Source organism: Vibrio vulnificus NBRC 15645 = ATCC 27562 (genome assembly GCF_002224265.1).
Classification (GTDB): Bacteria; Pseudomonadota; Gammaproteobacteria; order Enterobacterales; family Vibrionaceae; genus Vibrio; species Vibrio vulnificus.
This window is the reverse complement of sequence record NZ_CP012882.1, coordinates 1,359,903-1,373,183: the sequence shown is the minus strand read 5'-3', so window position 1 is coordinate 1,373,183 and position 13,281 is coordinate 1,359,903. Positions and strand designations below refer to the sequence as shown.

Below are 13,281 nucleotides of genomic sequence, written 5' to 3'. Positions count from 1 at the left end.
CAGTCATCACGTTTTTGAGGTTAGCATGTTTAAAAACAGGCAACTAACATTCGCTTACAAGTTCTTGATCAAAACATCATATTTTTACCTTCCTTAATGCTGACTGATTGTTTCAATAACTGAATTGATTTGAGACAAGGCGCTAAAAGGGCAGATGGGTCAAAGAAGAACAAATAATGAAAAGTTCCTTCAATTTTTTCGAACAAGTTGTTCCACCGCCGTAGGTAGCTCGTTTGTAAAACTTGGTAAATAATCTTACTCACTTTGTAGGGGAAAGGTTATATTGCGTACTGCTACCTATTCTCATTCTCTATTGTCTATAAGGTTGGATAAAACGATGGAAAATCATGTGACGCAGTACAACGCCATTGCTCGGCTGATTCATTGGGTATCGGCTGCGGTCATCGTTGGTATGTTTGCCGTCGGTTTGTGGATGGTGGATTTGTCGTATTACAGTGAGTGGTATCGCATTGCACCGAACTGGCATAAATCTGTCGGAGTCTTGCTACTCGCTTTGACTTTGTTTCGTTTGGTATGGAAGTTGGTGAAGCCATCACCGGCCATCGAAGGTAAAAAAGCCGAAGTCATCGCCGCAAAAGCAGCGCATCACACGATCTATTTATTACTGATGGTGCTGTTTATCTCTGGTTATTTAATTTCGACGTCTGATGGACGTGGAATAGAAGTATTTAATTGGTTTACCGTCCCAGCAGCCGGTGAGTTGTTCGCTAATCAGTCTGATATAGCGGGAGCGATTCACTTTTATGTTGCTTGGGCATTAATCGGCCTTGCTGCACTCCATGCACTTGCCGCTTTAAAACATCACTTTGTCGACAAGGACAATACATTAAGAAAAATGATAGGAGCTCGAACATGAGAAAGTCAGTTATTGCGACAGGTTTAGCGTTGATGATGGCAGTGCCGTTTGCTGCAAACGCTGCTGATTACGTTATTGATACCAAAGGGGCGCACGCGTCTATTAACTTTAAAGTGAGCCATCTTGGTTATAGCTTTATTAAAGGTCGTTTTAATACCTTCTCTGGTGACTTTTCTTACGATCAAAACAACATTGCTGCGTCGAAAGTAAACGTAGTGGTTGATACTCGTAGCTTGGATTCTAACCATGCAGAGCGTGATAAGCACATTCGTAGTGGCGATTTTATTGATGCAGGCAAATTCAATACCGCCACGTTTACTAGCACCAAAGTGCTGGATAAAGGTGATGGTAAACTGGATGTGATGGGGGATTTGACGCTGCACGGTGTAACAAAGCCTATTACTATCGCTGCTGAGTTTGTTGGCGCGGGTCAAGACCCTTGGGGTGGTCAACGTGCGGGCTTTATCGGTACGACTCGCCTAGAGCTTGCTGATTTCAATATCCCAGTGATGGGGACTTCAAGCTACGTTGATATGGAATTGCACGTAGAAGGCATTAAGAAGTAGTTTCTTCGCATGAGATTACGTTGCGAATGAAATAAGAAAGATCAATAAGAAAGCCTCCAATGGAGGCTTTCTGCTTATTTAAGCCATGTTGTTTATTGTTTTCGTTACGCCGTTTCTAACTGACGCGTTTCAACGAGATTCAGACGCTCACCATAAATTGGACGCAATGCGTTCAGTACTTCTTGACGAGACACAACACCTGCGAACTTGCCATTTTCTAGCACAGGCAGAACATGGGGCTTGTTCACTTTCATGCTTTTCGCGCGCTCTTCAAGTGACAGTGACGTCATGCGAGTAGCGATGCCCATGCTAGAGGTTGGGTATAGCTGCTCTTTATCGATACACAAGAATTCCACCACGTCGACTAGTCGGTCGTTGACATCAATCGCCACCACATCACGGCTCATCAAATCCACAACTTTTTGGCCAGTGCTTGGGAGGTAATCTTGGCACCAAAGATCAACCATGACATCGTGTGCAGAGAGGAAGCCGACGAGACGACCTTCAATATCAACCACTGGCGCACTGATAATGTGATTGTCTAAAAGAGTATCAAGTGCGGTTGCGATTGGCATTTCTACGCCTAGTACCACTGGTTGTGCATCCATGATGTCTCTAACTACTGCTGCGTTTTTCATAGTAAATTCCTTAACTGACGTAATATGTGTTGTTTGTGTAATTGTGCTGATTTTTGCTGCTTTTAGTTCTGGGCGACGGTAGATACACCAGTTCGCTAAGCCGACTAATACAGCGCCGCCGACGATATTGCCCAAAGTCACGGGAATAAGGTTGGCAGTAATAAAGTGACCAACATTGAGATCCGCATATTGGCTTGCATTCACGCCGACTTGCGCCCAAAAAGCGTCAGGAGCGAAGTTGGCAATCACGATTCCTAGTGGCACCATAAACATGTTGGCGACACAGTGCTCAAAACCGCTGCTGACAAACATGGCGACCGGCAACATGGTCATTACGGCTTTTGTCATTGCGTTGGCAGAGCTGAACGTTAACCAAATAGCAAGACAAACCAGCAAGTTACATAGCACCCCTAAAGAGAATGCTTGAATTGTCGTGTGGTGAAGTTTGTGTTGAGCGATGTTCAACGCATTCAAACCCCATTGACCACCGTCCATTTGGTACAAACCAGCACCTGTCACCAGAAGCAAAAGAAACATTGCACCGATAAAGTTACCGATATAAACCTTGCCCCAGATTGACAGCATTTTCGTAAAGCTGATTTGTTTGTTTGCCCACGAAATACTCGACAATACTGAACTGGTAAACAGCTCCCCCCCGCAGATGACGATCAGAATTAAGCCCATACTGAAAGCCAAACCGCCAGCGAAGCGGCTAAGACCCCATCCCGCATTGGCACTACCCGTTGTCACCGTGATGTAGAAAAGAAACGCGAGACCGATAAAAGCGCCAGCCATAATCGCCAATCCTAACGTCATGGCGCTGGTTTTATTGGCTTTGCTAAGGGCAAATTTCTCGGCTTCTGCCATCATTTCTTTGGGTGAAAAGTATTGTGTGTTTTCAGAGGTAGCCACTGACATGTTGACTCCTTTTATCTGAGTTCATTGATACTCCTTAATATTGTTCTTGGTTATGTTGAAAGCCCTGACGTTGTTAGTGAGTGCGGTGTTCCCGAACCGCACAATCAGATTAAGCGTTTGAGTATCTACAGGTAAAATTGATAATTTTTAGTTTTCTCATCAAATTATTTGATATGCCCAAAGAGAGGCGTAAAATGAAACCCATTGCTCATCAATTTGATGTATTGCTGTAGTAATTAGGGGAACAAAACTTGCGTTATTCGTTAAAACAGTTGGCCGTTTTTGATGCGGTCGCTGATACAGGAAGTGTGAGCCAAGCGGCTGACAAACTCGCTTTAACTCAATCGGCAACCAGTATGTCTCTTGCACAATTAGAGAAGATGTTGGGACGGCCTTTGTTTGAGCGACAAGGAAAACAAATGGCTTTAACCCATTGGGGGATGTGGTTAAGGCCAAAAGCGAAGCGATTACTCCAAGATGCCCAACAAATAGAAATGGGCTTCTACGAGCAACATTTACTGAGCGGAGAGATTCGTCTAGGGGCGAGTCAGACTCCTGCAGAACACCTTGTGCCAGACCTCATCAGCATAATTGATAATGACTTTCCTGAGATGCGTATTTCTCTCGGGGTGAAGAGTACCAATGGGGTTATTGAAGGCGTGCTGGATTACCGCTACGACCTAGGGATTATAGAAGGGCGCTGTGATGACAACCGTCTACATCAAGAAGTCTGGTGCCGTGACCATTTAACCGTCGTTGCTTCAGCAAATCATCCTTTTGCCAAACGTGAAACCGTGAGTTTGGCGCAGCTCGAACAAGCGCGATGGGTATTACGAGAACATGGCTCAGGTACGCGCAAAATTTTTGATAGCTCGATTCACCACTTGGTCGAAGATCTTGATGTGTGGCGTGAATACGAGCACGTTCCGGTACTCAGAAGCCTGGTGGAAAATGGTTCCTATTTGACTTGCTTGCCTTATCTTGACGTAGAACGCCATATTGAGGCGGGGAGGTTGGTCGCACTGAATGTTCCGGACCTCCATATGGAGCGAACGCTCTCTTTTATATGGCGAGCAGATATGGCTGAAAACCCGCTAGTAGAATGCATTAAGCGTGAGGGATTGAGAATGATGAAAGGAAAACCATCAGTTTTATAAGTGAAAAGCGAAGTTGGGTTATTTTCTAAATCTGTTGATTTAACGGTTGCGTCATGTTTTACGTGCAACAGTTTGGTTATTGCAACTATATATGTGATCGCCGTCGTGTATGTGTGACGAAATTTCGCCTAGTATTCATTGCCTGATTGATCTGTGAGTAGGCACAGGCCGCTCCAACAAGTTTGGGTTGCAAACAATGAGTACATTAGTCGCTATATCACTAACCACTGGTATTTTGTCTGGATTATGGGGATGGATTGCCATCTCACTTGGCCTCTTATCATGGGCTGGCTTTCTGGGTTGTACCAGCTACTTCGCTTCACCTAATTCTGGGTTGAAAGGGCTAGCGGAAAGCTTGCTGACAAATATGTCTGGTGTTTTTTGGGCGATGGTCATCATTTATGGCTCCACGTATGCTGGCCTAGAAATTCTAGGTTATGTCATTACAGCCTTGGTGGCATTTGCGATGTGTATTCAAGCGAAACAAACGTGGTTGGCCTATATTCCAGGCACTTTCATCGGTTCTTGTGCAACGTTTGCAGCAGATGGCAATTGGCAGCTAGTTGTGCCATCTCTGTTATTAGGCGGTGTGTTTGGGTACTTGATGAAGGCCTCTGGTTTGTGGTTACACCAGAAATCATCCGCTGCACAGCTTGCTCGACAAGCATGAGGTAGCCCCCCGATCTTATTTGTATCTAGAATGCTGAGTTTGAATCCCGCTTTGTATTCGCTATCAAAATTTATGATATTTGGTACAAGCGCATCGTTTGATGCGCTTTTTTTATTTCCGCTTTTGTTTCAGCCACTCTCTCTATCACCGTTGTTGTGCCTTTGGTGTGTTGCTCGCTGATAACGCACCGTCAAAGCATGGATTAGGTGTTGCCATTGGCCATGGTGACAATACGCTTTAGTGTCCAGCGCAGTAATACAGGGATACACTCAATGCCGTTTTCTTCACAGTGGGAAACAATCGACAAGGCCAGATCGGGTTTTGCGTGTTTCTTAAGTACCTTGTTCACGACCTTTTTGGCAGGAATAGGATGTTCATAAGGAATTTTGATGAGATCCTTAAAGAATTTATCAAAGCCATGATTATATAAAAAATGTTCTATGTCGTGATCGGGCAACTCAGTAAGTCGATGACGTTCTTGATCGTGTCCGAGCATGCTTTTCACCGTTGCAGCGTATTTCTTGCCTGCTGCATCACCATCTGTCACCACATGCCAATCGATTCCCATCGCCTTCGCCACTTTGATCAGTGAGCGTAATCCGGATTGGGCAAACTCGATAATTTGCACGCCTTCTGCCGCCAAGTTGTATCCACATTGGTTGGCCAGTTCATTGAACAGCCAAACTTCCGTTTCACCTTCTACTAACAACCAGCAACGAGCGAAAAGAGCCCCAGATCGATGGAAACGAATGTGGAAACCGATTCGACGCAACTCATCCACACTGAAACGCTGTGGTTGGATGCTTTTGGCAACCGTTTTATCGGACTGCCGGATGAGACGACGAATGGAGTAGAGTGGAACAGAACCCAGCAATGCGCCGCTGTTGGTGGTGAGGATTTTTTGCATGGGCAACATTTGCAACAAGCTCCATGCGCGAGCCAAGTGCGTTGGATGGAGTCGGCCTTCAGGATCTTCAATGATCAAGATAGGACGAGCGCAGCGACGTAAATCACTTGGGCCCTTGGCTTGCAAATAGGCATTTAACAATCCCATCAACAGCAAACGTGTTTGCTTGTTGTTGGTTTCCTTAATGAATTGACTAAGATTTTTGTCTGCAGACGTCGCGTTATAAAACAGGCCATCGCGTGGCTTACGTGGGTCATTACGGGTCGGGCTTTTAAAAGAAAAATAGTGATCGACCAACGAATGCATGGAGTTTAAACTGCTGCGCATCTCGCCTTTGTTTACATGGCCCGGTATTGCTAACAAGCGACGACAGGTATTATCAATCCGTTTTTCAATGCGGGCATTTTTACCATTTGAACCATTGGTAATTTCGGGGAATCGACGTGAATCTCGCAAGCGAATGACCGGATGCAGAGACATGAGCTCTTGTGCGATCTTTTCGGAATGATGAAGCGCTTTGGTTGAACCGTCGTTATTTAAAAATGCATAGTGCGTCGTGATGTCGTAACCTTCTCGGGTCGCACTAATGCGGTAGAAAATTCTATGATCGCCATTGTCGTCCTGACACCAAATAGGCTTAAGGCGTCGGTAACGTCCTGCTTTTGTCTCATGTCTATCGGTAGAACGGAAGCAGAGCACAATTTGTAGATGCTGTGTTTGAGGATGTGAGATGGAATAATCGACGTGAAAATCAGACATCTTGAATTGGTATAACTCAGCATCTGTCGGAAGAGCGACGGAAAGAGCGTCCAAAAGTGACGATTTGCCCCAAGTGTTTTCACCAATCAGGGTAGTGAGCTCATCAAAAGAAAGAGATAACCGCCGTATGCCGCGAAAACCGGAGATTTCAATTCGTTCTAAAAGCATAACTCTCCTCCATGCGCGCCGTAATTATTTGAATGTAAAGTGAAAGGCGCTTATAGAAAGAATATGACAAAATTAAGCTGGCTGTTTGTTATGGTGTCACACTTTTCATTTGACTGATGATTTTTTGAGCAAATAGAGAAAGTTAGCTGTGATGCTTTACGCGCTCCCGATGATTTCTTTGCATAACAGTTTCATAAAATTCACGATTCTGTCATCATTCTGCTCTAAGTATAAAGGGATGAAGAAAGAGAAGGTGACTATGATAAAAACAAATAAGCCAGTCACGCTGAAACTGGCACACATCAATGACACTCATTCCTACTTTGAGCCAACGTCATTACAACTCAAAATCCAACTCCAAGATGCGCAAATCGAGCCTTACGTCAGTGCTGGTGGTTTCGCTCGCGTTGCGACCCGCGCGCAACAAATCAAGCAAGAAGCAGAACGACAAAATAAAGGATTTCTATTTGTCCATGCGGGAGATTGTTTCCAAGGAACGCTCTACTTTTCCCTGTTCAAAGGAAAAGCCAATGCCGATCTGCTCAACTCAATGGGTATTGATGCCATGGCTTTGGGTAACCACGAGTTAGATATGGGCAATGAGCCAGTGGCGCAGTTTGTCCGTCGGATTGATTTCCCATTGTTAGCAGGAAACTGGAATCTCAGCGCGGAGAGTGATGAGAAAACGCTAAAAATCAGTGATGCCGACAATATTCGAAGCTTTGATACAGAAACGCGTGCGGCGACCTATATCATCAAAGAAATCAACGGTGAGCCGGTCGCGCTGTTTGGTTTATCACTGGATAAAATGGCAGACATTGCTAACCCAGATCCTGACACGCCTTTTGAGAATGCGGTTGAAACCGCAACGGCCACTGTGCGCTTGTTGCAATCGCTGGGCATTAATAAAATCATTTTACTCAGTCACTTAGGCTATGAGGGTGACATAGAACTTGCCAGCAAAGTATCGGGTATCGCTTTGATTGTTGGTGGACACAGTCATAGGTTACAGGGTGACTTTGGTGCGATTGGTCTGGGTAAAGACGACGACTATGGTTTAAAAATTAACGATACCTATGTTGTTCAGGCAGGGTTTCATGCACTCACCATGGGGCATTGTGAAATTGAGTTTGCTGCCGATGGCAGTGTAAAGCGCTTTGTTGGGCGCAATGAGTTGTTGATTGGTCGACGAATGTTCTTAGACCCCGGATTGAATCAGCAAAGTGATGAGGATTGGTATACTCAGGCCGCCGATTTTATTGATGGCCAATGTAATGTTGTCGTGTGCAAGAAAGATCCTGATATTCAGTATCTTATGCAGAATAAATACATTCCGCGAGTGCGCGAGCTGCAAAAGACGATTATCGCGCATACCGATCGCGCACTTCGCCACGTTCGTATTCCAGATGAAGTCGGCCCTAGTGAACTGGCGCCAATGGTCGCGGCGTCATTTGTTCATGCGTTAAACAAACGTCAACGTCAGGTTCAATTTGCCATTCATAACGCCGGAGGGGTAAGAAACTCACTAAACTCAGGCGATGTTTCGGTCGCCGATGTGGCTGGCAAATTACTGCCTTTTGCCGTTCCTATTGGTTGTTATGACGTTCAGGGGAAGACGATTGCCGCTGCATTAGAAGGGGCAATCAACAACGCGACCAATAATGGTGTAGAAGGAACCGGTTCGGGTAGTTACCCGTACACTTACGGATTAAGCTATCGCTATTGTCCGCAAAACCCAGCAGGTAGCCGCATCGAAGCGTTGCAAATTTGTCTAGATGGGCGTTGGCAGCCTGTTTCTCCGCTACAGTGGTATCGAGGTTGTTCATCTGCTTATACGATGAAAGGAAAAGAAGGCTACGAAGCGATACGCCAAATGAAAGGGGAAGGCTGGGTGAGTAATTTATCCATGGCAGACTGTTTCATCGAGTATCTATCGGATTTGCCTAACGTGCTAAATCAACAAGATCGTGCTCGCCACGTCTAGTTCATCAAACTTGGTATAAACTTTGCTCAGCTTCTTTGGCGTAACAGCGGGGGAGCGCTTATGTGGAAAGATTGGATGGATACCGCGGTGGTGGTTGGGTGGATCGCAATTTGGTCAACACTTGTTTATCTTGTGCCGCTAAATGGGGTGTGAGCCACCTAAGAAAGAGTCAAGGAGCGCTTTTGCGCTCCTTTCTTTTGTCAGGATAATGTCAAAATTACCCAAACTTGCGCTTGGCATTAGCCTTGGAAGTTTTGTGGGATTACAATATCGAACGTTTGGGGAGTAGTTAGCGTAAGTTTATTTGTCGTCATCTCGTTAGGCCAAAGCCTTTCCGGCAAATAAAGGTGAGTTATCCTCTCTTTGTTTCTTTGTCATCAACAGAAACAGAGAAAGCATTCCAGTTCACTTCAACGAGACCAACGCATTCATACACAGTACAGAATTAGGAACGATTCTGTGCCGATTTGTCATGTATGCGGAAGGGCTCGGACGATTGGGTTTTCTTCCGCATTGGAGGAAATTATGTCCCTATTCGACACCTCGTCATCTTTAATGTCCAATACTGATCTCATGTATGGCAGTTTTGCGCTGCTCACCATGGCGATGGTTTGCCTCGATATTTGGCAAACGCGTGGCGGTGCCATTTCAATGAAGAAAGCGGTGGGCTGGAGCCTATTCTGGTTTTTGCTCGCGTTTCTATTTGCGGCCACCATCTTCCATTTCTGGGATTTCTACGCGCCAGACAGCTTGTACACCCACCAAGAAGCAACGACGGCGTTCATTACTGGTTATTTGCTCGAAAAATCGTTGAGTGTGGATAACCTGTTCGTGTTTGCCATCATCTTTGCCCAATACAAAGTCCCCGAATCACTTAGACCTCGCGCTTTGCTCTGGGGGGTGATTGGCGCGTTAGTGTTACGTGCCCTGATGATTGCGGTAGGCGCACAGTTGCTGGCTCAATACCATTGGATCCTCTACTTGTTTGCCGCTTTCCTCATTTGGACAGGGATTCAGCTTGCACGAGATAAAGAGGAAGAAGAAGAACTAAGTCCAATGCCAGAAAAGCTGATCAGACGCTTTTTCAACGTCACAAACGATTATCATGGCAACGCGGTATTTGCACGAGAAAACGGACAGTGGTGGGCAACCCCGATGTTGATAGTGATCGGAGTGATTGCCGTCATGGATGTAATGTTTGCGCTAGACTCCATTCCCGCAATTTTTGCGGTCACTCGTGAGCCGTTTTTAGTGTTGGCTGCTAACGTGTTTGCGCTGTTGGGTTTACGTTCACTCTATTTTGTACTGCAAGCCATGATCGACAAGTTCATCTATTTAAAACCAGCTTTGGCTGTGATTATGATGTTTATTGGGGTCAAAATGCTGCTGGTGGGCACGGCGTATGAAATTCCGACCATTTGGTCGCTCTCATTCTTACTTATTGTGATGACAACGGCCGTTGTTGCCTCTGTTATTGCCAACAAAAAGGACATCGCAATGAATGAGAAAAGCCTGAAAATATCTAATACAAATAATGCGGATTTATAAAGTCACTACCGCCAATGAAAATAAATTATGTAAACAAACTGTGACCCGTGGTCTTGATTGAATGCTCCAAAATGATGAATATGCAGGCAGGGTGGCTTGTTTTTGCATAATTATGCATCATTGCGTATTGTTTACTATTTTAATTTGTTATGGCCTTGTTTCATTAGAAAATGTAATCCGAATGTGGAAAAATAGTCATTTTTTGAGCACAAAAAAAAGCACTAAGATTCATCCATCGAAACGAAGTACGTTGAAAGATTTAAGAGAGGCAATCATGGCACAAGCAATGCAAATGAATTCTGTAGCTTTACCAACCTCTATGGATAAGAAAACCTATTCGGTTAACTTCAAAGGATTGATTGCTCACCTATTGGACATTCTTTTTGTAGACAACTCGACTCAGAGTAACTACTACGCAGATGAGCTACCAGTGCATCTACAAAAAGACATCGGTATGTACCGCTAAGTCTAATCAAAAGTTGAAAGCCGGCATTTATGCCGGCTTTTTGTTTGCAAAAAAGAATTACATTCATACGTAATGCTAGCGCATCCCGCTCTTACTCGAAATTTCTCGCTGTGGTAGAGTGAGTATTCCTGTTTCTCCCACATCTGTTTTCCTATGTTATCAAATTTGAAGTCAGCGTTTCCCCTTGGCGTCCGCTACATGATTCTATCGGCTTTGGGCTTCGCTCTAATGTCTGCCAGTGTTAAGTACGTGAGTGTGCACGGTATTCCTTTGTTTGAAATTGTCGCGGCCCGTGCTTTGGTTTCACTAATCATCAGCTATCTGGATGTTAAACGAAAAGGAATATCGGTTTGGGGGAACAACAAACGCTGGTTGTTTGCTCGTGGTGCGGTGGGCACGCTGGCATTGATGTGTGTCTATTATGCAGTGACGGCATTGCCTTTAGCGGAAGCGACCATTCTTCAGTATGTACACCCTGTTTTCACTGCGCTATTGGCGGTACTGTTTTTGAAGGAGCGAGTACAGCCGGCAACCCTTGCTTGTATCGTGCTTTGCTTGTTAGGGGTATTCACCATGGTTTACCCAAGCTTTGATGCATCGGGTGTCGGTGAACTGCCGATGTTGAGTGTGGGTATTGCGCTATTGGGTGCGTTTGGCAGTTCGATTGCCTACGTGATTGTTAGGAAGCTGAGCCGTACAGAAGACAGCTCTGTAATCATTTTCTATTTTCCTTTAGTCGCACTGCCAGTGTCAGCCATGCTCATTGGTGATGACTTTGTCGTGCCCGATGTCGCCCTAATTTTGGTGCTGATTTTGGTGGGCATTTTCACTCAAATTGGCCAGTTTGGTCTCACCAAAGCGATGCAAACTCAAACAGCGGGTAATGCCTCTGCTTATTCTTACGTACAGATCGTTTTTTCCGCCTTGTTAGGTGTCGTATTGTTTAATGAGGTTCCCTCAATTTGGACGTTGTTGGGTGGTTCATTGATCGTAACAGGTGCTTTGATCAACGTATTTGGACCGAAATCCAAGTGGCTGGCGAATCGCTAATAGTTAGAAGCGAAAAAGAATGCGCCATCCAGATCTGCCATATTTTTGCATCGCCTTTTAAACACGTGGGCAAGGTGGATCTGACTCTCATTGTTATCCGATAAGAGAATGTTCTTGTCGACTCTTTTAGAGAATGTGCTACTAATTCAGTCTGTTAGAGGATGAAGGAAGGACAGGGTGGAGAATGATTTCATTACAGGGTCACATAGTTGTTGATAAAGCCGACCTAGAGAAGGTGATACAGGCACTGCCTCTACACATGGAACTCACACGCAAGGAGGCGGGTTGTCCGCGCGAGAAGCGTTGTATCTGGTGAGAGCCGTAGCGGCTCATCCAAAATTTGTTGGGGCGGACTTTGTTGAATATCTGCCTGAGCTGGATGAATCAGGGGTATCAAAAGAACTGATGATTAAGTTAGTCGACAGTGTTTGGGGTTTTAGGCAGTAGCGAACATATTGACAACGCTAGAAAGGACAACCGATGTACACAGAACAAGAACAGCAAACCATTGATATTGTTGAGCGACAGCTTGAAGCATACAACCACCGCGATATTGAGGCCTTTGCAGCCACGTATCACCCAGAGGTTGAAATTGCCCATTTTTCAAAAGGGTTGCTTTATTCGGGTAGGGAGACTTTGATCAAACGTTATGGCGAGAAGTTTGGTGGATTAACGTATTTACGCGCGACCTCGTTAAAACGCATTGTGCATGAGCAATATTTGGTCGACCATGAGTTGGCGGAATCTTCAGATTTGGCAAGTCGGGAAATAAACCGCAGCATTAAGGTGGTGGCAGCTTACGAAGTGGAAAACGGACTGATTAAACGCGTCATGTTCATGGGATAAAAAATGGGTGTTCATTCGAACACCCAAGATCATTTAGCGTTAGCGAGACATTACTTTTTACGGCAGTATTCCGCAATAACGTACATCGATTGGCCGCCATTCACTTTACCTGAAACCAATTTAGGATCGTCACTTAGGCTAATGCCACGGATAACGGTACCTTGTTTGATAACTTGGTTAGTGCCTTTGATTGGCAGATCTTTGATAACCGTAACATCGTCGCCTTTTTTCAGTTCAGCGCCGTTACAGTCAACGGTTTTGTCGTCCGCAGACATTCCTTTCATAGCCCAAGTCTTGATCTCTTCTTCCATGTACATCATGTCAAGAGCGTCCAAAGCCCAGCTTTCAGAGTTTAGGCGAGTCAATTGGCGCCATGCAGTCACTTGTACCGCAGGAACCTGGCTCCACATGCTGTCAGTAAGGCAGCGCCAGTGATTAATGTCTTTTGGTTCATCGATTTCACCTAGGCACTTTTCACAAACCATGATAGCTGTGTCAACGGTCACGTGACCGTGAGGCGGTACTGCATAAGCAGTAAGCGAAGATTCAGAAGAACACAATTCACATTTAGACTGGCAACGATCCAGCAGAGTTGCTTCGATAGACATAAGAACTCACCTTAGTAGTATTAACTTGAGGCGGTATTATCCACTTTATCCTGAGAATTAAAAGGGTCTTCGCCAATTAAAGTGGGGATTTTACAACATTACAACCCAAAAAGAAGATT

At 45.0% G+C, this 13,281-nt stretch carries 12 protein-coding genes and 1 pseudogene; 10 read left to right on the top strand and 3 right to left on the bottom strand.

Going from position 1 to position 13,281, the window contains the following annotated elements; genetic code table 11:
* Nucleotides 1–337 precede the first annotated feature (337 nt).
* Together AOT11_RS21645 and AOT11_RS21640 are read left to right on the top strand one after the other, a co-directional pair.
* The gene (locus AOT11_RS21645) at nt 338–877 is read left to right on the top strand and encodes a cytochrome b (RefSeq protein WP_017422875.1); all 540 of its coding nucleotides are present in this window, start codon (nt 338–340) and stop codon (nt 875–877) included.
* The gene (locus AOT11_RS21640; protein WP_017422874.1) at nt 874–1,443 is read left to right on the top strand and encodes a YceI family protein; all 570 of its coding nucleotides are present in this window, start codon (nt 874–876) and stop codon (nt 1,441–1,443) included. The genes AOT11_RS21645 and AOT11_RS21640 overlap by 4 nt, the downstream gene beginning before the upstream one ends.
* Before the next feature lie 104 nt (nt 1,444–1,547).
* Here AOT11_RS21640 and focA read toward each other — a convergent pair whose 3' ends face one another.
* Nucleotides 1,548–2,999, bottom strand: a complete 1,452-nt coding sequence (gene focA / locus AOT11_RS21635; RefSeq protein ID WP_017422873.1) for a formate transporter FocA — start codon at nt 2,997–2,999, stop codon at nt 1,548–1,550.
* A 251-nt stretch (nt 3,000–3,250) separates the two neighbouring features.
* Between focA and AOT11_RS21630 the strand changes: the two genes are divergently transcribed.
* Together AOT11_RS21630 and AOT11_RS21625 are read left to right on the top strand one after the other, a co-directional pair.
* Nucleotides 3,251–4,156: a LysR substrate-binding domain-containing protein gene (locus AOT11_RS21630; protein ID WP_011081208.1), complete on the top strand. Its 906-nt coding sequence runs from the start codon at nt 3,251–3,253 to the stop codon at nt 4,154–4,156.
* A gap of 196 nt (nt 4,157–4,352) precedes the next feature.
* Nucleotides 4,353–4,826, top strand: coding sequence for a DUF1097 domain-containing protein (locus AOT11_RS21625; protein WP_026050850.1), 474 nt, complete (start codon nt 4,353–4,355; stop codon nt 4,824–4,826).
* A gap of 202 nt (nt 4,827–5,028) precedes the next feature.
* On the opposite strand, the gene AOT11_RS21620 is transcribed toward AOT11_RS21625, so the two are convergent.
* Nucleotides 5,029–6,660: an ATP-dependent endonuclease gene (locus tag AOT11_RS21620; protein ID WP_017422871.1), complete on the bottom strand. Its 1,632-nt coding sequence runs from the start codon at nt 6,658–6,660 to the stop codon at nt 5,029–5,031.
* Nucleotides 6,661–6,898: 238 nt separating this feature from the next.
* Here AOT11_RS21620 and AOT11_RS21615 point away from each other — a divergent pair, with 238 nt between their 5' ends.
* The 6 genes and pseudogenes from AOT11_RS21615 to AOT11_RS21590 all read left to right on the top strand — a co-directional run bounded on the left by AOT11_RS21615 (nt 6,899) and on the right by AOT11_RS21590 (nt 12,554).
* Nucleotides 6,899–8,644: a bifunctional metallophosphatase/5'-nucleotidase gene (locus tag AOT11_RS21615; RefSeq protein ID WP_172840619.1), complete on the top strand. Its 1,746-nt coding sequence runs from the start codon at nt 6,899–6,901 to the stop codon at nt 8,642–8,644.
* Nucleotides 8,645–9,169: 525 nt separating this feature from the next.
* Nucleotides 9,170–10,192 carry a TerC/Alx family metal homeostasis membrane protein gene (locus AOT11_RS21610; protein ID WP_026050848.1) on the top strand — a complete coding sequence of 341 codons (1,023 nt, stop codon included), beginning with the start codon at nt 9,170–9,172 and terminating at the stop codon, nt 10,190–10,192.
* 274 nt (nt 10,193–10,466) lie between these two features.
* A complete protein-coding gene (locus AOT11_RS21605) occupies nt 10,467–10,658 on the top strand; it encodes a hypothetical protein (protein ID WP_011081213.1) in 192 nt (63 codons plus the stop codon).
* A gap of 153 nt (nt 10,659–10,811) precedes the next feature.
* On the top strand, nt 10,812–11,708 hold the full coding sequence (locus AOT11_RS21600) for a DMT family transporter (protein WP_017422867.1): 897 nt from the start codon (nt 10,812–10,814) through the stop codon (nt 11,706–11,708).
* 279 nt (nt 11,709–11,987) lie between these two features.
* Nucleotides 11,988–12,155, top strand: a pseudogene (locus AOT11_RS21595) (arginase family protein); the annotation flags it as partial.
* Nucleotides 12,156–12,188: 33 nt separating this feature from the next.
* On the top strand, nt 12,189–12,554 hold the full coding sequence (locus AOT11_RS21590; protein WP_017422864.1) for a nuclear transport factor 2 family protein: 366 nt from the start codon (nt 12,189–12,191) through the stop codon (nt 12,552–12,554).
* Nucleotides 12,555–12,604: 50 nt separating this feature from the next.
* Here the strand turns inward: AOT11_RS21590 and AOT11_RS21585 are convergent, their stop codons facing one another.
* Nucleotides 12,605–13,162, bottom strand: a complete 558-nt coding sequence (locus AOT11_RS21585) for a PhnA domain-containing protein (protein WP_017422863.1) — start codon at nt 13,160–13,162, stop codon at nt 12,605–12,607.
* Between the last annotated feature and the right edge of the window lie 119 nt (nt 13,163–13,281).